Source organism: Streptomyces flavovariabilis, assembly GCF_000725785.1.
GTDB classification, from domain to species: Bacteria; Actinomycetota; Actinomycetes; order Streptomycetales; family Streptomycetaceae; genus Streptomyces; species Streptomyces hawaiiensis.
The window spans coordinates 1,053,828-1,071,822 of sequence record NZ_JNXD01000001.1; the positions used below are offsets into that span (position 1 = coordinate 1,053,828).

Genomic DNA, 17,995 nt, shown 5'->3' on the forward strand with positions numbered 1-17,995 from the left:
ATCAGCTACCTTTCCACCAAACGTTTGTTAGGTGGAAAGGTAGCAGCGCATGGAGCTGGACGGGAAGGTCGCCGTCGTCACGGGCGGTACCCGTGGCGTCGGCGCCGGCATCGCGCGTGCCTTGGTACGGGCGGGTGCCGAGGTCGTGGTCTGCGCTCGCCGGCCACCGGAAGTCCCCCTCCCCGGCACCTCGTTCGCGGCGCTGGACGTCCGGGACGCCGACGCCGTCGGGCGCCTGTTCGCCGCTCTGCCCCGGCTGGACGTCCTCGTCAACAACGCGGGCGGCGCACCCCACCGGCTGCTCACCGAGGCCGGGGCGGACCGGCACGCGCGCGTGGTGGAGCTCAACCTGCTCGCGCCCATGACCGTGTCCCTCGCCGCGTACGAGCACCTCCGGCGGACGAGGGGCTCGATCGTCATGATCGGCAGTGTCAGCGGCGGCCGCCCCTCGCCCGGGACCGCCGCCTACGGTGCCGCCAAGGCGGGCCTGGAGAGCCTCGCCCGCTCCATGGCCGCGGAGTGGGCGCCCGGCATCCGGGTCAACACCCTCGTCGTGGGCATGGTCCGCACCGAACGGTCCCACCTTCACTACGGCGACCAGGACGGCATCGCCGCGGTCGCCCGCACGGTCCCGCTGGGGCGTCTCGCCGAGCCGTCCGACGTGGGCGCCGCGGCCGTCTTCCTGGCGTCCGACGCCGCCGCCTACATCAGCGGGGCGAGCCTGCTGGTGCACGGGGGCGGGGAGCGGCCGGCGTTCCTGGACGCGGCCGGCGCCGGCCACCGGCCCGCCGCGGACAAGGAGAACTGACATGAGCGGAATCTGCGCGGGCCGGGTCGTCGTCGTCACGGGCGCGGGACGGGGGCTCGGCCGGGCCCACGCGCTCGCCTTCGCGGCCGAGGGGGCACGGCTGGTCGTCAACGACCTCGGGGTGGGCCTCGACGGCACGCCCGGGCCCGACAGCCCGGCCGCCCGCGTCGTGCAGGAGATCCGCGCGGCGGGCGGCGAGGCGGTGGCGCACGGCGGCGACATCGCCACGACCGACGGCGCCGCCTCACTGATCCGCACGGCCCTGGAGACGTACGGCAGGCTCGACACCCTCGTCAACAACGCGGGCTTCCTGCGCGACCGGATGCTCGTCAACCTCGACGAGGACGACTTCGACGCTGTCGTACGCGTCCACCTCAAGGGCCACTTCCTGCCCCTGCGGCACGCGGCCGCGCACTGGCGCTCCGAAGCCAAAGCGGGCCGCCCGCCACAGGCCCGGATCATCAACACCAGCAGCGGAGCCGGACTGCTGGGCTCGCTCGGGCAGGGCAACTACAGCGCCGCCAAGGCCGGAATCGTCGCCCTGACCCTGGTCGCGGCGGCCGAACTGCACCGCTACGGCGTCCAGGTCAACGCCATCGCCCCCGCCGCCCGGACCCGGATGACGGAACGCACCTTCGCGGACACCATGACGGCCCCCGGTTCCGGCTTCGACGCGATGGCCCCGGAGAACGTCTCGCCCCTGGTCGTCTGGCTGGGCTCGGCGGCGAGCACCGGCGTGACAGGCCGGGTCTTCGAGACGGAGGGCGGCCGGATCACCGTGATGGAGGGGTGGAGGCCCGGCCCGAGCGCGGACAGGAAACGGCGGTGGAGCCCGGCCGAGGCGGGGGAACAGGCACGGAAACTGCTGGCGGAGGCCGGGGTGCCCGGGGCCGTCTACGGCGCTTAGGAGGACACGCCCCCACCTCGCACGCGCCGGCGCCGGCGACCGGAGCGCCTGCGAGTCGGGCGTAAGCCGGGGGCCTGGGGGCGGGCTCCAGCACATCCCACGTCCGCCGCTCCGGGCCGGATGACAGGGGCGCAAGATCTGCCCACGTCCCCCGCTCCGGCCCGCACGGCAGGGGCGCACCCCCGCCCACACGCCCTATGTGTCGCACTCCAGCACGCTCCGGCACAGCGCGCACCGCGCCCGGACCCGCCCCCGCACCGGCACCCTGATCCGCTGGTGACACGTGGGGCAGGGGAACGACACCCGCAACCGCCCGCCCCCATCGGGGGAGAACGCGTACCGCACCCCCGGCTGCGGCGGATCCGACGACCCGTGCCGCCGGTCCCGCGCGTACCGCCGCCGCCCCGCCCACCCCGCCGCGGTCAACGGCGGCTGCCGCTCGTCACGGCGGGCCAGCTCCATCCCCTTCACATACGCCGTGTACGCCTGCGCACTGGTGAACCACACCGACGGGTCCTCCCCGAACACCAGCGCCCGCTTGGCCAGCACGTACCCGAACTCCTCCGGCGTGAGATAGCCCAGCTTCTGCGACGACGCCCCGTCCTCCCGGTACGCGTCCAGCAGCAGCCACCCCGCGCCCAGATACGTCGTCGCCGTGTCCGTGAGGATCTCGTTGTCCCGGACGCCCGGGAAGGACAGGTCGAGACGATGCAGGTACACGTGCATCACCTCGTGCGCGAGAGCCGCCCCGATGTCCCGCCGATGCGAACGGAACCGGTCGTTCAACTCGACGAAGTACTCCGGCCCGGCCGCGAGCTCCACGTTCGCCGCGTGCCGCATCTCCCGGAAGCTCACGATCAGCCGGGCATCCGGCAGCCGGTAGTGCCGCACCAGCTCGTGCGCCACCCGCTGCACCCCCGCATACAGGTCGTCGGTGTCGCAGAACGCCACGTCGGCGGGGACCACGCTGGTCGCGAACGTCTGGACGGTGTCGTACGACAGCCGCCTGTACAGCGCCGTGATGGCGGCCCGCATCGTCTCCAGATGCGGGTAGCCGTGCTCGACCGGCCCGTCGTTCGCCACGCCTCACCCCCAAGACGCCCCTGAACCCGGTTCCACTGTACGAGGACGCGACCCGCGGGGGACGGGCCCTGCCACGGCGAAAACCGGTCGTCGCCGTGGCGCACCTCCGGCAGAATCCGGGCCGTGACCAGCGAACAGCACACCGTGGCCGCCCCACTCCGGGTGGGCGGCCAGGACGACGACCTCGAAAAGCGGCTCGACGAGGAACTGACCGCCTTCAACACCGCCGCCGCCGACGGCGCCGTCACCGAGCCCCTCTCCGTCCGCGCCACCGACGAGACCGGCGGCCTGGTCGGCGGGCTCACCGCCTGGACCTGGGGCACCCTGTGCTCGGTGGACATGCTCTGGGTGCGCGAAGACCAACGGCACTCCGGCTGGGGCGGCCGGCTGATGCGCGCCGCGGAGACCGAGGCCGCCCGGCGCGGCTGCACCGACATGATCGTCTCCACGTACAGCTTCCAGGCGCCCGGCTTCTACCCACGGCTCGGCTACCGGGAACGCGGCCGGCTCGAAGGCGTCCCCGGCGGCCACGAGGACGTCTGCTTCCACAAGCGCCTCACACCGCCGAAGAATGAGACAGCCGACGGCCACCCGGCATGATCCCCGTAGGCTGACGCCCCATGACCACCAGCAACACCGGTTCCCGCGACGCCGACCCCGCCGTCCGCGAAGAGCTCGCCCGGCTGCGCGACAGCATCGACAACATCGACGCGGCCGTCGTCCACATGCTCGCCGAGCGCTTCAAGTGCACCCAGCAGGTCGGCCACCTCAAAGCCCAGCACCAGCTGCCGCCCGCCGACCCCGCCCGCGAGGCCCGCCAGATCGCCCGCCTGCGCGCACTCGCCGAGAGCGCCAAACTCGACCCGGCCTTCGCCGAGAAGTTCCTGAACTTCATCGTCGCCGAGGTCATCCGCCACCACGAGCGCATCGCGGACGAGGCGCTCAACGGCTCCACCACCGGCGCCAACTGACCCCACGCGCGCCCCGGGGGAGTGACACGGCGGCCCGCCGGGGGCATGCTGCGCTGTACACAGCATGTCAGCTGACGAGCACTGCGCGTCAGTGTCCCGGACTACTCTGGTCCTCCACGAGGGAGGGGCGTCGGGCCATGCCGTCGGATACCAGGATCCTCATCGTCGACGACCACGAGGACACGCTGTACGCGCTGGAAAGCGCCCTGGCCCCGCTGGGCTACCGGCTCGGCCGGGCCACCAGCGGCGACGAGGCACTCAAGCAGGTCCTGCGCGGCCAGGTCGGCCTGCTGCTGCTCGACGTACGCATGCCCGGCGTCAGCGGGCTGGAGGTCGTGCGCTACATGCGGCGCGTGGAACAGACCCAGCACATCCCCGTCATCCTCCTCACCGGCTTCGGCGCCGACCACGAACTGACCACCACCGCCTTCGGACTCGGCGTCGCCGACCTCGTCCTGAAACCCGTGGACCCCTGGGCCCTGCGCACCAAGGTCCGCTACCTCTACGACACCCACCGGCGCCAGCTCGCCCTGGAACAGGAGGTGCACCGCCTGCGCGCCCTCACCGGGGAGCACACCGAAACCGCCACACACCCTCGCCCCGGCCTACCACATCCCGACGCGCGCGTACCGGCGCAACGACCCATGGGGGCGCACGCCGGGGAGCTCGAAAAGGACCGCACCTAGACCGGACATTGGGCACGTACCGATCCGCCTCTGTGCCGTGCCGACGCCATCAGGCAGCATGTCACGCATGTCCGTACTGACGCGCGACGAAGCGCAGACCCGAGCAGAGCTCCTCGACGTCCACCGCTACACCATCGAACTCGACCTGACCAGCGGAGACGACACCTTCGACTCCCGCACCCTGATCAGGTTCGGCACCCGCGTGGACGGGGACACCTTCGTCGAGCTCAAGCCCGCCGAGCTGCGCTCCGTCACCCTCGACGGACACCCCCTGGACCCGGAAACCCTGAACGGCAACCGGCTCCCCCTGCCGAACCTCACCGCCGGCGAGCACGAACTGCGCGTGGACACCCGGATGCGCTACTCCCGCACCGGCGAGGGCATGCACCGCTTCACCGACCCCACCGACGGCGAGACCTACGTCTACACCCAGCTGTTCATGGACGACGTCCAACGCGTCTTCGCCGCCTTCGACCAGCCCGACCTCAAGGCCGTCTTCGAACTGTCGGTGACCGCCCCGCAGCACTGGACCGTCCTCGCCAACGGCATCACCCACAGGGCCGACGGCGTGTGGAAGGCCGCCCCCACACCGCTGATCTCCACCTACCTCGTCGCCGTCGCCGCCGGCCCCTGGCACTCCGTACGCACCGAGCACCGCGGCCTGCCCTTCGGTCTGCACTGCCGCCGCTCCCTCGCCCCCTACCTGGACGCCGACACCGACGAACTCCTCGACGTCACCCGCGCCTGCTTCGACCGCTACCACGAGAAGTTCGACGAGCCCTACCCCTTCGACTCCTACGACCAGGCCTTCGTCCCCGAGTTCAACGCCGGCGCCATGGAGAACCCGGGCCTGGTCACCTTCCGCGACGAGTTCGTCTACCGCTCCGCCGTCACCGACACCGAACGCCAGACCCGCGCCATGGTCATCGCCCACGAAATGGCCCACATGTGGTTCGGCGACCTCGTCACCCTCAAGTGGTGGGACGACATCTGGCTCAACGAGTCCTTCGCCGAATACATGGGCTACCAGACCCTCACCGAAGCGACCCTCGCCGGGTCCGAAGGAACCCCCAGGAAGTGGGGCACCGACACCTGGACCGACTTCGGCATCACCCGCAAGTCCTGGGGATACGACGCCGACCAGCGCCCCTCCACCCACCCCGTCGCCCCCGAGGCCGTCGACGACACCGCCTCCGCACTGCTCAACTTCGACGGCATCTCCTACGCCAAGGGCGCCAGCGCCCTACGGCAACTGGTCGCCTGGCTCGGCGAGAAGGACTTCCTCGCCGGCATCAACACCCACTTCGCCCGGCACAAGTTCGCCAACGCCACCCTCGCCGACTTCATCGACAACCTCGCCGGAGCCACCGACCGCGACGTCCACGCCTGGGCCGACGCCTGGCTGCGCACCACCGGCGTCGACACCCTCACCCCGCGGATCACCCCCGGCGAGCACGGCACCTGCGCCCTCACCGTCGACCGCGCCGGCAGCCGCCCCCACCACATCGCCGCCGGCCTCTACGACCGCGACCTCGGCACCGACGGCGGGCAGCTCGTCCTGCGCGAACGCCTCCACCTGGACCTCCCGCAGACCGACGCCCACCCCATCGGCAAGCGGCCGGCCCTGCTCCTCCTCAACGACGGCGACCTCACCTACGCCAAGGTCCGCTTCGACCCCGAGTCCTTCGAAACCGTCCGCAAGGAACTGTCCGGCCTGCCCCGACCGCTCACCCGCGCGGTCGTCTGGAACGCCCTGAGGGACGCCGTCCGCGACGGCGAACTCGCCCCCGCCGCCTACCTGGAGACCGCCCGCGCCCACCTCCCCCTGGAGACGGACCTCGCCATCGTCCAAGGCGTCCTCGCCTTCGCCTCCACCTACATCGCCGACCGCTACCTCACGCCCGAGGAACGGCCCGCCGCACTCGCCACCCTCTCCGAACTGTGCCGCGACCTCATCCGCCGCACAGAAGACGGCGACAACCCCGGCCTGCGGCTGATCGCCGTACGCCACCGCATCGACGTGGCCGCCCACCCCGACACCATCGCCGCCTGGCTCGCCGACGGCACCGTCCCCGGCGGCCCGGAACTCGACCCCGAACTGCGCTGGCGCGTGCTCGCCCGGCTCGCCGTCCTCGGCGCGACCGACGAGGCCGCCATCGCCGCCGAACTGGAACGCGACCCGAGCGCCACCGGCCGCGAAGGCGCCGCCCGCTGCCGGGCCGCCCTGCCCGACCCGCAGGCCAAGGCCCACGCCTGGGAAGCCATGTTCGGCTCCGACGACCTGTCCAACTACCTCTTCACCGCCACCGCCCGCGGCTTCTGGCAGCCCGAACAGGCCGACCTGGTACGCGAGTACGTGGCGCGCTACTACGCCGACGCGGTCGCCGTCGCCGACCGCCGCGGCCCCGCCATCGCCGACGCGGCAGGCCGCTGGGCCTTCCCCGCGCACGCCGTCGACACGGACACCCTCCGCCTGGGCGAGGCCTGCCTGCGCGACGCCGACCCGATCCCGGCGCTGCGCCGCAAACTCGTCGACCAACTGGACGACCTGGCACGGGCATTGCGGGTCCAGGGCACCGGGAAGGACTAGGACCGCCCACGCGCAGCGCACCTGCGGGCCGCCGGCCCCCTTTCGCCGATGCGGCGGGCCGGCCGCGCCGTTCGAGGGCGTCCGTGGCGTCCGTCCAGGCGGCCGGCGCCGCACCCCCGGCACCCTGACGGCCGCCCGCGTCACCGGGGCGCGCCACATGGCCCAGCCCCTTCCGCCCGGGCCGCGGACCACACGGCCCACTTCGGGGACCGGCACCGCGGGCCGCGTGCCGGTTTTCGGGGGCGACTTCGTCGGGCGCGTGCCGGTTTTCGGGGACCGAATCCGCGGGCCGCTTGCCCGTTCTTGGGGACCGGCTCCGTGGGCCGCGTGACCGTCTTCGGGAACCCCAGCGTGGGCCGCGCGCCGACTTCGGGGACCGGCTCCGTGGGCCACCCGGCTCCGACCGGTTTTCCCGTACGGAGGTACCTCCACCCGGGTTGGATCGTTGGGCTCTTCGGGCGCGCCGCCCCGCGCCCCGGAGGTCAGTCCCATGAGCACGCCGCCTTTCGCCTCAGGACCCGAAGGCCCCCACGCCCTGCGGCCGCTGCTCGACACCGTCCTCGAAGCGCTGGACACCGGAGCCCGGGCACGGGGCGGACCGCTGCCGGCAGGTGGCCCGGAGGCGGTCGCGGCCCGCACGCGAGCGGCGGTTGGCGACGTCCTCCCCGACCAGGGCGACCCGCACGCCCTCCGCACCCTGGTCCACGCCTTCGCCGAGACCGCCGCCGACCCGGCCCACCCCCTGTGCGCCGCCCACCTCCACTGCCCCCCGCTCGCCGTCGCCACGGCAGCCGACCTCGCCGCCTCCGCCCTCAACCCCTCCCTGGACTCCTGGGACCAGGCACCGGGAGCCTCGGAACTGGAGAGGCTCCTCACGGCAACACTGGCCCGCGAGATCCACGGGAGCGGCGGGCCCGGAAAACCCGACTCCCTCATCACCACCGGCGGCACCGAAGCCAACCAGCTCGCCCTGCTCCTCGCCCGGGAGGCCCACGGCGGATCCGTCCGGCTCGTGTACGGGACCAACGCCCACCACTCGCTGCCCCGCGCCGCCTGGCTGCTCGGGCTGCCCGAACCCGTCGCCGTACCCGCCCCCCGCGGCACGCTCGACCCCGACGCGCTCGACCAGGCCCTCACCGGCCTGACCGGACCGCTGCTCGTCGCCGCCACCGCCGGCACCACCGACGCCGGATACATCGACCCGCTGCACGACATCGCCGCCCGCTGCACCACCCACGGCGCCCGGCTCCACGTGGACGCCGCCTACGGCGGAAGCCTCCTCTTCAGCGACCGGCACCGGAACATGCTCACCGGCCTCGACACCGCCGACACCGTCACCCTCGACCTGCACAAACTCGGCTGGCAGCCGGTCGCCGCCGGCCTCCTCGCCGTCCGGGACGCCCACGATCTCGCCGCCCTGCGGCAGCACGCCGACTACCTCAACGCCGACGACGACACCGAGGCCGGACTGCCCGACCTGCTCGGCCGGTCCCTGCGCACCACCCGCCGACCCGACGTCCTCAAACTCGCCGTCACCCTCAAAACCCTCGGACGCAGCGGCCTCGGCACGCTCGTCGACCAGGTCTGCGCCCACGCCCGGCACTTCGCCGACCTCGTCGACGCGCACCCCGGCTTCGAACTGCACGCCCCGCCCGTCATCAGCACCGTACTGTTCCGGCCCACGGACGCCACCGACACCACCGTGGCCGCCGTACGCCGCGCACTGCTCACCGACGGCCGCGCCGTCCTAGGCCGGGCCCGCCTCGACGGCCGGCTCTGGCTCAAGGCCACCCTCCTCAACCCCGCCACCGGGCCCGACGACCTGGCCGCCCTGCTGCACCTCGCGGCAGCGAGCCGAGCGACACTCGTGGAAGGACACACCTCCCGATGAACCCCGCCCAGAGCCCCGACCCCGACGCCCCCCGCGACCTCGTCGGCATCGGCATCGGCCCCGCCAACCTCTCCCTCGCCGCACTCGCCGACCCGCTCGGCGGCCTCGACACCGTCTTCTACGACCAGCGCCCCACCTTCGGCTGGCACCCCGGCCTGCTCATCGACGGCGCCACCCTCCAGGTCCCGTTCCTCGCCGACCTGGTCTCCCTCACCGACCCCACCAGCCCCTGGACCTTCCTCAACTACCTCAGGTCCCGCGAACGGCTGTTCCCCTTCTACTTCGCCGAACGCTTCCACATCCAGCGCGCCGAGTACGACGCCTACTGCCGCTGGGTCTGCGACAACCTCCCCGGCCTGCACTTCGGCCACCAGGTCGACGCCGTCCGCTGGAACCCCGAACGCGACCTCTTCGAAGTCGACTTCACCCAGCTCGACACCGACGGAGAAGCCGAGGCCCTCGGCCGGACCCACACCCGCAACGTCGTCCTCGGCATCGGCACCGAACCCTACGTCCCCGACCCCCTCAAGCCCCTCGTCGAAGCCCCCGGCGTGCCCGTCCTGCACGCCGCCGACTACCTCGACCACCGCGCCGCCCTCCTCGCCGCCGAGCACGTCACCGTCGTCGGCATCGGACAGTCCGGCGCCGAGATCTTCCTCGACCTGCTCCGCAACAAACCGGCCGGACGCGAAAAACTGCACTGGCTGGGCCGCACCGAGGCCTTCACACCCATGGAGTACTCCAAGCTCGGCCTGGAACAATTCACCCCCGACCACACCCGCTACTTCCACGCCCTGCCCGAGCCCACCCGCGACCGGATCGTCGACGGCCAGTGGCAGCTGCACAAAGGCATCGACGCCGCCACCATCGCCGCCGTCCACGACGAGCTCTACCGCCGCACCCTGCACGGTGGCTGGCCCGACGCCGTCCTCACCCCCGGCGTCCGTGTCCGCACCGCCGGCCGCGTCGCCACCACCAAGATCGAGCTGCACCTCGAACACGGCCGGCAGGACAGCCGCTCCCGCCTCACCACCGACGCCGTCGTCCTCGCCACCGGCTACCGCGAACGCCCCCTCGACCGGATCCTCGCCGGCCTCGACCCCTACATGCGCCGCGACAACCAGGAACGCCCCCGCATCGACGAGGACCACCGACTCGTCCTCGACCCGTCCGTCACCGGCACCGTGTACGTCCAGAACGCCGAAACCCACACCCACGGCGTCGGCGCCCCCGACCTCGGCCTCGCCCCCTGGCGCAGCGCCCTCATCCTCAACTCCCTGACGGGCGGCGAGGCCTACGCACTCCCTGCCCGCACCGCCTTCACCACCTTCGGCCTCACCCAGCGCCGGCACGTGCCGCCGCCCCGCGAGGCACCGGCCCTGACCCCGCTCGTCGACGACCGAAGGTGACGAAGCCGAGCGGGTCAGAAGACGGGCGTGCCATTGCGCGTCAGCTTCCAGTCCACCGCCGCGAACCCGGCCGGGTCGATCGCCCCCTTCGCCTTCACCCAGGCGATCATGGTGTTGCGGATCTCCTCCGAGTTCGACCACAGCAGCTGGGCCGCGGCGACATGCGGGAAGTTGCCGCCGCCGTTGGCCCGGTAGTTGTTCACTGCGAACACGAACTTCGCGTCGTCCGCGAGCGGCTGCCCCTCGAACCGCACGTCCGTCACCCGCGACCCGGCCGGCTTCGCGATGTCGATCTCGTGCGACAGACCGCTCACCACGTCGTAGTTGTAATCCGGCGTGCCGTTGGCGTTCGTCAGCTTCGCCGGGTCCACCGCGGCGTCCGGTGCCGTCTGCACGAAGTAGTTCGCCGAGAACTCCAGGTACGCCTTCATCTGCGCACCCGTCATCAGACGCGCCTCCAGGGTGTTCTCGAAGACGTACAGACCCGCCACGTCCCGGATCGTCACCTCGCCCGCCGGGATCCGGGCGGACCGCGAAAAGCACGCCGCCTGCGACAGCACCGGCAGCGCGGCGTGCTCCGTGCCCGCCAGCGCCTGCTTCACCGTGTCCGCCTGGATGTGGTTGATCAGATCGATGATCGGCACGTCCTTGTACGGCGCCTCGGCCGACGTCATCTCCGCCGCGTTCGTGCCGATGACCTGGTTGACGTACGCCACGACCTTCTCGTGCTCGTCCGTGAGCAGCTTCGTGATCTTCGGGTCCTCCTCCACCGTGTTGGAGTTGAGGACCTTCGCGCCCACCTTCTCGACCTTCCAGCAGCCCTTCTCCCAGACCAGCTCGAAGTCGAACAGCGTCAGCCGCTGCCCCCACTTCAGCGGCTCCGACAGCACGACCTGCTTGCCCGTCTTCTTGTTGGCGACGAAGTACTCGGGGATCTCCGTGTGCGCGTGCCCGACCAGGATCGCGTCGATCCCCGGCACCTGCTCGGCCACCAGAGCCGCCGCGTTCTCGATGTACGGCAGCTGATCACCGTAGGACGACGTCCCCGACGAACCGCTGTGCGCCGACACGATGACGACGTCCGCGCCCATCGAGCGCAGCTTCGGCACCCACTTCGCCGCCTGCTCCTCCAGACCCGGGAACGTCATCTTCCCCTGCACGTTCGCCTTGTCCCAGATCGCGATCCCGGGGTTGGTCAGCCCCAGCACCGCCACCTTCACGTCCCGCCCGTGCGGCGTGCGCAACCGGTGCATGCTGTACGGCGCGAACGCCGGCCGCAGCGTCTTCGCGTCCAGCGCGTTCGCACCCAACAGCGGGAAACGGCACTGCTGCTCGAACTTCCGCAGCACCGGAATGCCGTAGTTGAACTCGTGGTTCCCGAGCGCCGCCGCGTCGTAGCCCATGGCGTTCATCGCCTGCGCCATCGGGTGCACCGGGCCGCCCTCGGCCGTGATCGGGTCCACCTTGGCGTAGTAGTACGACAGCTGCGTGCCCTGGATCGTGTCGCCCGCGTCGATCAGCAGCGTGTTGCGACGGCCCTTCTCCTCACGGATCCGGTTGACCAGCGTCGAGACCTTCGCCAGGCCGACGTCGTTGTGGTCCTTGTCGTCGAACTCCTTGTCCGTGAAGTAGTCCCAGTTGAAGACGTTGCCGTGCAGGTCCGTCGTGCCCAGCACGGTGAACGCGTACCGCCTGGCGCCGCGCTTCGCCTCGGCCGCCTGCGCACCCGGCGCCGCGACCGCACCGGCCAGCGCCACCCCCGCCCCGGTCACGGCGGACTTCTCCAGGAACTTCCGGCGGTTCAACGGCATGTCTGGCTCCTCGCGGAATCTGTGAACGACGCGCGTAGATAACGCGCGTAGATTCTGACCCGCCCGCGACCGGCCGCAACAGACCCGCCAGGTTGCGATCTGATGACTCGGTCCCCGCATCCCGCCCCTCTGGCCAGCCAAGACATGACAGAGTGGGGCGTATGACCGCGCCCACGGCAGACGCCTCCCAGCCCGCCGTCCCCTACGGCACACCCGAGGCCCCCCGCATCGCCGTCCGCGGCGAGGCCCGCCTCGAAGTCGACCCCGAGATCGCCCGCATCGGCATCACCGTCGCCGCCCGCGGCCGCGACCGCCGCTCCGCCCTCGACGACCTCACCCGCCGCAACGCCGGCGTCCTCGACCTCGTCAAGTCCTACGGCGACGCCGTCGAACGCCTGGAGACCGGCGCCTTCTCCATCACGCCCGAACTCACCAAACACGGCCGCGGCGAACGCGTCCGCACCTACCACGGCAGCGTCCGCGTCACCGCCGAACTCACCGACTTCACCGCCCTCGGCGAACTCACCACCCGCCTCGCCGACCTCGAACTCACCCGCGTCGACGGCCCCTGGTGGGCCCTGCGCCCCGACTCACCCGCCCACCGCGAAGCCCGCAAGAAAGCCGTACACGAAGCCGTCCAACGCGCCCGCGAATACGCCGAAGCCCTCGGCACCAGCCTCTCCGCCCTCGTCGAACTCGCCGACATCGGCGCCGAAAGCGCCCCACCGGCCTACCCCCAGGCCCCCGGCCGCATGCGCTCCGCCGCCTTCGCCGGCGCCGCCGAGGACACCCCGGCCCCCCTCGACCTCGAACCCCAGCGCCAGCGCGTCCACGCCCAGATCAACGCCCGCTTCACGATGGTGCCGCCGCAGCTGTAAACGCTCCCGCGTACCCGCTCCGAAAACCCGACCGAATTCAACGACTGCTCATCGGAGCGTCCCACCGCACAATTCAACACTTGTCAATAACGCTTCACGCAAAGTCTGTTGAGTAGTCACGCCCGACCAATTCTCTACCAGTCGGTAACTCATAGGCTCGCCCCATGCGCCGAGCCAAAATCGTCTGCACCCTTGGACCCGCCACCGACTCGTACGACCAGATCAAGAACCTGGTCGACGCCGGAATGGACGTAGCCCGCTTCAACCTCAGCCACGGCGGCCACGCCGAACACGAGGAGCGCTACCACCGGGTCCGCAAGGCCGCCGACGAGACCGGCCGCAGCGTCGGCCTCCTCGCCGACCTTCAAGGCCCGAAGATCAGGCTCGGCCGCTTCACCGAAGGCCCCGTACTCCTCGAACGCGGCGACACCTTCACCATCACCGTTGAAGACGGCGTCGAAGGCGACGGCCGGATGTGCGGCACCACCTACCCCGGCCTCGCCACCGACGTCACCACCGGCGAACGCATCCTCATCGACGACGGCAAGGTCTGCCTCGAGGTGACCTCCGTCGACGGCCCCCGAGTCCACACCACCGTCCTCGAAGGCGGCGTGATCTCCGACCACAAGGGCCTCAACCTCCCCGGCGCCGCCGTCTCCGTCCCCGCCCTCTCCAAGAAAGGCGAAGACGACCTCCGCTGGGCCCTGCGCACCGGCTTCGACGTCATCGCCCTCTCCTTCGTCCGCACCGGCCGCGACATCCAGGACGTCCACCGCATCATGGACGAAGAAGCCCGCCGCCTCCCCGTCATCGCCAAAATCGAAAAACCCCAGGCCGTCGAGAACATCGACGACATCATCGCCGCCTTCGACGGCATCATGGTCGCCCGCGGAGACCTCGGCGTCGAAATGCCCCTCGAACAAGTCCCCATCGTCCAAAAGCGCGCCGTCAAACTCGCCAAACGCAACGCCAAACCGGTCATCGTCGCCACCCAGATGCTCGACTCCATGATCGACAACGCCCGCCCCACCCGAGCCGAAGCCTCCGACGTCGCCAACGCGGTCATCGACGGCACCGACGCGGTGATGCTGTCCGGCGAGACCAGCGTCGGCAAGCACCCGATCGAGACGGTCCGCACGATGGCCCGCATCGTCGAAGCGGCGGAGGAAGACATCCTCGCGAAGGGCCTCCCGCCTCTGACCGAACGCAACAAACCCCGCACCCAAGGCGGCGCCGTCGCCCGAGCGGCAGCAGAGATCGGCGACTTCCTCGGCGCACGCTTCCTCGTCGCCTTCACCCAGTCCGGCGACACCGCCCGCCGCCTCTCCCGGTACCGCTCCCCGATCCCCCTCCTCGCCTTCACCCCCGACCAGGCGACCCGCTCCCAGCTCAGCCTCACCTGGGGCGTCGAGACATTCCTCGGCCCGAGCGTCGACTCCACGGACGCGATGGTCGACCAGGTCGACGAACTACTGCTCCGCTACGGCCGCTGCCGCCCCGGTGACACGGTCGTCATCACGGCCGGCTCCCCGCCCGGCGTCTCCGGCTCGACGAACCTGGTCCGGGTCCACCACATCGCGGAGTAACCAGGTCAGTACTTGGGACCGACGTGGGCGTCCATGAGAGCGACTGAGGCTTTGCGGGCGACAGAGATGTTGAACGGGTCGCTCCCGCGGGCCAATGTGGTCCACTCGACGCCCACCTCGTCGAGGGCCTCCGTGAAAAGCCTCCGGATGTCGTCCGATTTGTTGGCGAAGAGGTATCGCGGATATTCGTAGCGCTTGCGCTCGCCCGCCACCATCCGGGTGGTCCAGTTCGTGATCCGGCACCCGTCGGAGTGGATGAGCCCGCGGATGAATTCCCAGGGATGGGCGTCCACGATGCCCTGCTGCCAGGGTTCGAGGACAATGCACCGCTCATGCTTCTTGCCGGGGCCGTGCTGTGGAAAGAGGCAGTGCAGGTGCTTCGAGTAGACCTTCACGTTGCGGCAGCCTGTCTTACGGACCCGGCAGACGGAATTGTCGGGGAAGACCGCACGCATGGCCTGTTCGCAGTCGTCCATGAGTCCTGGCCATGACTCCGTGCAGGTGATCATGAGGTTGGGTACGCGGTGCTCGGAGTAGTGGCTGATATGTCCATCCCCGAGATATAGGCCGAGCAGATACGCATAGGCGGGCTCGTCCAAGTCCCGTCCGTCGCACCGCGGGCACTTCGGGTCGTGGCGGCCGGGACACTCGCCGCGCTTCGCCCGGTCCAGGTGTTTCCAATAGCTGACCGTCCCCAGCGGTACATTGAGGCTGCGGGCCACGTCCGCGTTCCTCGCGCCGCCGCGCAGCAGTGTGAGAGCTTTCTGTCGCACATCAGTGCCATGGAAGTTCATGCGACCACTGTGGGTCACTGACGGTGACGATGAGCAGCAAAAAGCGGAGAACCACGCGAACGTGATCCTCCGCTTCTGATCTTGTGGTGCCCGGTGTGGGATTCGAACCCACATGCCCAAAGGGCACGGCATTTTGAGTGCCGCGAGTCTGACCAGTTCCTCCAACCGGGCAAGTCAGGGGACCGATGAGCAGTGTACCGGTTCACTGTGGGCCCTTGCTGCTAGGTACGCTGCTTGGGAGCAGTACCGGCCTGCCCCTACCAAGGAGCCCACGTGAGTGCCCCCGAGTCGCCCCAGCCTGTTGACGTGCCTGAAGACGACAAGTCGCACGTGCCTCCGATGACGACGCGGGTCGTCATCGCCGAGGACGAGGCGCTGATCCGGCTCGATCTCAAAGAGATGCTGGAAGAGGAGGGGTACACGGTCGTCGGTGAGGCCGGGGACGGTGAGCAGGCGGTGGAGCTGGCTCGTGAGCATCGGCCCGACCTCGTCATCCTCGACGTGAAGATGCCGAAGATGGACGGTATCTCGGCGGCGGAGAAGATCGCGGAGGAGAGCATCGCGCCGGTGCTGATGCTGACCGCGTTCTCGCAGCGGGATCTGGTGGAGCGGGCTCGGGATGCCGGGGCCATGGCGTATCTGGTGAAGCCGTTCAGCAAGACGGATGTCGTGCCGGCGATCGAGATGGCCGTGTCGCGGTTCACGGAGTTGAAGGAGCTGGAGAAGGAGGTCGCGGACCTCACGCTCCGGTTGGAGACGCGCAAGCTGGTGGACCGGGCGAAGTCGATTCTGCAGACGGAGTACGGGTTGTCGGAGCCGGCTGCTTTCCGGTGGATTCAGAAGACGTCGATGGATCGTCGGATGTCGATGCAGCAGGTCGCGGAGGCGGTCATTCAGGACGCCGATGAGAAGAAGGCCGGTAAGGGCTGAGACCACGCGAGAGGCCCGCTCCCTTTCCGGACGGAAGGGGAGCGGGCCTCTCGGCGTTCCGGGTGGGACGTCAGTCCTCGCCCAGGTATGCCTTGCGTACCGATTCGTCGTGGAGCAGGTCCTGGCCCGTGCCGGAGAGGACGATGTTGCCGACTTCCATGACGTGGCCCTGGTCGGCGAGGGAGAGCGCGGCCTGGGCGTTCTGTTCGACGAGGAGGATCGTCGTGCCCTGGGACTTCAGCTCGGAGATCGTCGCCATGATCTTCTGCATCATGATCGGGGAGAGGCCCATGGAGGGCTCGTCGAGCATGAGGAGCTTGGGCTGGGACATCAGGGCCCGGCCCATGGCGAGCATCTGCTGTTCGCCGCCGGAGAGGGTTCCGGCGGCCTGCTTACGGCGTTCCCCGAGGATGGGGAAGAGGTCGTAGGCGCGCTGGATGTCCTTCTCGATGCCTTCTTTGTCCTTGCGGAGGAACGCTCCGAGCTGGAGGTTCTCCGCGATGGTGAGGCGGGGGAAGATGTGCCGGCCTTCGGGGGAGTGGGCGAGGCCGAGGGCGACGATCTTGTGGGCGGCGATGCCGTTGAGGGGCTTGCCGTCGAAGAGGATCTTCCCGGAGGTGGGCTTCAGCAGGCCGGAGAGGGTGCGCAGGGTGGTCGTCTTGCCGGCGCCGTTGGTGCCGATGAGGGTGACGACCTGGCCTGATTCGACGCTGAAGGAGATGCCTTTGACGGCTTCGATCTTGCCGTAGGAGACCCGGAGGTCTTCGACCTCGAGGAGTGCGGTCACTTGGCTTCTCCCTTGGTGCTGCTGGTGGTGCTGGTCGCGTCGGCGGCGGCTGCGGCGGCCTCGACCTCGGCGGCTTCGGCTGCGCCGGGGTCGCCTTCGAAGGGTTCGCCGAGGTACGCGGCGACGACACGTTCGTCGGCCTGGACGACCTGGGGGGTGCCTTCGACGAGCTTTTCGCCCTGGACGAGGACGGCGACGCGGTCGCTGAGGTTGAAGACGAAGCGCATGTCGTGCTCGATGAGGAGGACGGCGATGCCCTTGTCGCGGATGGCGAAGACGAGTTCCTCGGCGGCCCTGGTCTCCTGGGGGTTCATGCCGGCGGTGGGCTCGTCGAGCAGGAGCAGGCCGGGCTCGGAGGCCATGGCGCGTGCGATCTCGAGCTTGCGCTGTTCGCCGTAGGGGAGGTTGCGGGACAGGTGGTCGCGCTTGTGGGCGAGGCCGATGAACTCGAGGAGTTCCATGGCGCGTTCCTCGCTGGCGCGTTCGGCCTTCTTGAAGCCGGGGCCGCGCAGGAGGGCCGACCACAGTCCTTCCTTGGTCCGCGTGTGGCGGCCGACGAGGACGTTCTCGAGGACCGTCATGTTGGCGAACAGGCGGATGTTCTGGAAGGTGCGGGCGATGCCGGCCTGGGTGACCAGGTGGGGCTTCGGGGGGAGGACGGTGCCCTTGTAGGAGACGGTGCCCTCGGTGGGGACGTAGAGGCCGGTGAGGCAGTTGAAGAAGGTGGTCTTGCCGGCGCCGTTGGGGCCGATGAGGCCGACGATCTCGCCGGCGTTGACCGTGAAGTCGACGGAGCGTACGGCGGTGAGGCCGCCGAAGCGCATCGTGACGCCGCGTGCTTCGAGTACAGGTGTCGTCATGTTC

Annotated in this window: 16 protein-coding genes and 1 tRNA gene; 11 read left to right on the top strand and 6 right to left on the bottom strand. The window is 70.3% G+C overall.

Annotation, left to right across the window (positions count from 1 at the left end; all coding sequences use genetic code 11):
* Positions 1-49 precede the first annotated feature (49 nt).
* Positions 50-808: an SDR family oxidoreductase gene (locus IO24_RS0104695; protein WP_037667176.1), complete on the top strand. Its 759-nt coding sequence runs from the start codon at positions 50-52 to the stop codon at positions 806-808.
* Position 809: 1 nt separating this feature from the next.
* Positions 810-1,715, top strand: a complete 906-nt coding sequence (locus IO24_RS0104700) for an SDR family oxidoreductase (protein ID WP_031132123.1) — start codon at positions 810-812, stop codon at positions 1,713-1,715.
* A gap of 195 nt (positions 1,716-1,910) precedes the next feature.
* On the opposite strand, the gene IO24_RS0104705 is transcribed toward IO24_RS0104700, so the two are convergent.
* Entirely contained in the window at positions 1,911-2,798 is an 888-nt protein-coding gene (locus IO24_RS0104705; RefSeq protein ID WP_031132125.1) for a hypothetical protein, read from the bottom strand.
* Between the two features lie 123 nt (positions 2,799-2,921).
* Here IO24_RS0104705 and IO24_RS0104710 point away from each other — a divergent pair, with 123 nt between their 5' ends.
* The 6 genes from IO24_RS0104710 (at position 2,922) to IO24_RS0104735 (ending at position 10,345) form a co-directional block, all read left to right on the top strand.
* Positions 2,922-3,398 carry a GNAT family N-acetyltransferase gene (locus tag IO24_RS0104710; protein WP_045296041.1) on the top strand — a complete coding sequence of 159 codons (477 nt, stop codon included), beginning with the start codon at positions 2,922-2,924 and terminating at the stop codon, positions 3,396-3,398.
* A gap of 20 nt (positions 3,399-3,418) precedes the next feature.
* Positions 3,419-3,769, top strand: a complete 351-nt coding sequence (locus tag IO24_RS0104715) for a chorismate mutase (RefSeq protein WP_031132129.1) — start codon at positions 3,419-3,421, stop codon at positions 3,767-3,769.
* 137 nt (positions 3,770-3,906) lie between these two features.
* Positions 3,907-4,455, top strand: a complete 549-nt coding sequence (locus IO24_RS0104720; RefSeq protein ID WP_031132131.1) for a response regulator — start codon at positions 3,907-3,909, stop codon at positions 4,453-4,455.
* Between the two features lie 67 nt (positions 4,456-4,522).
* Complete coding sequence (gene pepN / locus IO24_RS0104725; protein ID WP_031132133.1) at positions 4,523-7,045, top strand: aminopeptidase N; 2,523 nt, start codon at positions 4,523-4,525, stop codon at positions 7,043-7,045.
* A 490-nt stretch (positions 7,046-7,535) separates the two neighbouring features.
* The gene (locus IO24_RS0104730; RefSeq protein WP_031132135.1) at positions 7,536-8,936 is read left to right on the top strand and encodes a pyridoxal phosphate-dependent decarboxylase family protein; all 1,401 of its coding nucleotides are present in this window, start codon (positions 7,536-7,538) and stop codon (positions 8,934-8,936) included.
* Positions 8,933-10,345: a lysine N(6)-hydroxylase/L-ornithine N(5)-oxygenase family protein gene (locus IO24_RS0104735; RefSeq protein WP_031132137.1), complete on the top strand. Its 1,413-nt coding sequence runs from the start codon at positions 8,933-8,935 to the stop codon at positions 10,343-10,345. Before IO24_RS0104730 ends, IO24_RS0104735 begins: the two co-directional genes overlap by 4 nt.
* Before the next feature lie 14 nt (positions 10,346-10,359).
* Here IO24_RS0104735 and IO24_RS0104740 read toward each other — a convergent pair whose 3' ends face one another.
* The gene (locus tag IO24_RS0104740; protein ID WP_031132139.1) at positions 10,360-12,156 is read right to left on the bottom strand and encodes a bifunctional metallophosphatase/5'-nucleotidase; all 1,797 of its coding nucleotides are present in this window, start codon (positions 12,154-12,156) and stop codon (positions 10,360-10,362) included.
* Between the two features lie 161 nt (positions 12,157-12,317).
* On the opposite strand from IO24_RS0104740, the gene IO24_RS0104745 reads away from it, so the two are divergent.
* Both IO24_RS0104745 and pyk read left to right on the top strand, forming a co-directional pair.
* On the top strand, positions 12,318-13,034 hold the full coding sequence (locus IO24_RS0104745; protein ID WP_031132141.1) for an SIMPL domain-containing protein: 717 nt from the start codon (positions 12,318-12,320) through the stop codon (positions 13,032-13,034).
* A gap of 164 nt (positions 13,035-13,198) precedes the next feature.
* On the top strand, positions 13,199-14,620 hold the full coding sequence (pyk, locus tag IO24_RS0104750; protein WP_031132143.1) for a pyruvate kinase: 1,422 nt from the start codon (positions 13,199-13,201) through the stop codon (positions 14,618-14,620).
* A gap of 5 nt (positions 14,621-14,625) precedes the next feature.
* Here the strand turns inward: pyk and IO24_RS0104755 are convergent, their stop codons facing one another.
* Both IO24_RS0104755 and IO24_RS0104760 read right to left on the bottom strand, forming a co-directional pair.
* Complete coding sequence (locus IO24_RS0104755; protein ID WP_031132145.1) at positions 14,626-15,414, bottom strand: hypothetical protein; 789 nt, start codon at positions 15,412-15,414, stop codon at positions 14,626-14,628.
* Positions 15,415-15,498: 84 nt separating this feature from the next.
* Positions 15,499-15,585, bottom strand: a tRNA-Leu gene (locus IO24_RS0104760).
* A gap of 102 nt (positions 15,586-15,687) precedes the next feature.
* On the opposite strand from IO24_RS0104760, the gene IO24_RS0104765 reads away from it, so the two are divergent.
* Positions 15,688-16,344, top strand: coding sequence for an ANTAR domain-containing response regulator (locus tag IO24_RS0104765; RefSeq protein WP_031132147.1), 657 nt, complete (start codon positions 15,688-15,690; stop codon positions 16,342-16,344).
* Positions 16,345-16,414: 70 nt separating this feature from the next.
* Here the strand turns inward: IO24_RS0104765 and IO24_RS0104770 are convergent, their stop codons facing one another.
* Together IO24_RS0104770 and IO24_RS47095 are read right to left on the bottom strand one after the other, a co-directional pair.
* On the bottom strand, positions 16,415-17,131 hold the full coding sequence (locus IO24_RS0104770) for an ABC transporter ATP-binding protein (RefSeq protein WP_031132149.1): 717 nt from the start codon (positions 17,129-17,131) through the stop codon (positions 16,415-16,417).
* Positions 17,128-17,991, bottom strand: coding sequence for an ABC transporter ATP-binding protein (locus tag IO24_RS47095; protein ID WP_031132151.1), 864 nt, complete (start codon positions 17,989-17,991; stop codon positions 17,128-17,130). The genes IO24_RS0104770 and IO24_RS47095 overlap by 4 nt, the downstream gene beginning before the upstream one ends.
* Positions 17,992-17,995: the final 4 nt, after the last annotated feature.

Excerpts from the sequence above, each read along its gene's own strand:
- IO24_RS0104695 (WP_037667176.1), top strand. The coding sequence starts at position 50 with ATGGAGCTGGACGGGAAGGTCGCCGTCGTCACGGGCGGTACCCGTGGC.
- IO24_RS0104700 (WP_031132123.1), top strand. The coding sequence starts at position 810 with ATGAGCGGAATCTGCGCGGGCCGGGTCGTCGTCGTCACGGGCGCGGGA.
- IO24_RS0104715 (WP_031132129.1), top strand. The coding sequence starts at position 3,419 with ATGACCACCAGCAACACCGGTTCCCGCGACGCCGACCCCGCCGTCCGC.
- IO24_RS0104720 (WP_031132131.1), top strand. The coding sequence starts at position 3,907 with ATGCCGTCGGATACCAGGATCCTCATCGTCGACGACCACGAGGACACG.
- pepN (WP_031132133.1), top strand. The coding sequence starts at position 4,523 with ATGTCCGTACTGACGCGCGACGAAGCGCAGACCCGAGCAGAGCTCCTC.
- IO24_RS0104730 (WP_031132135.1), top strand. The coding sequence starts at position 7,536 with ATGAGCACGCCGCCTTTCGCCTCAGGACCCGAAGGCCCCCACGCCCTG.
- IO24_RS0104735 (WP_031132137.1), top strand. The coding sequence starts at position 8,933 with ATGAACCCCGCCCAGAGCCCCGACCCCGACGCCCCCCGCGACCTCGTC.
- IO24_RS0104740 (WP_031132139.1), bottom strand. The coding sequence starts at position 12,156 with ATGCCGTTGAACCGCCGGAAGTTCCTGGAGAAGTCCGCCGTGACCGGG.
- IO24_RS0104745 (WP_031132141.1), top strand. The coding sequence starts at position 12,318 with ATGACCGCGCCCACGGCAGACGCCTCCCAGCCCGCCGTCCCCTACGGC.
- pyk (WP_031132143.1), top strand. The coding sequence starts at position 13,199 with ATGCGCCGAGCCAAAATCGTCTGCACCCTTGGACCCGCCACCGACTCG.
- IO24_RS0104755 (WP_031132145.1), bottom strand. The coding sequence starts at position 15,414 with ATGAACTTCCATGGCACTGATGTGCGACAGAAAGCTCTCACACTGCTG.
- IO24_RS47095 (WP_031132151.1), bottom strand. The coding sequence starts at position 17,991 with ATGACGACACCTGTACTCGAAGCACGCGGCGTCACGATGCGCTTCGGC.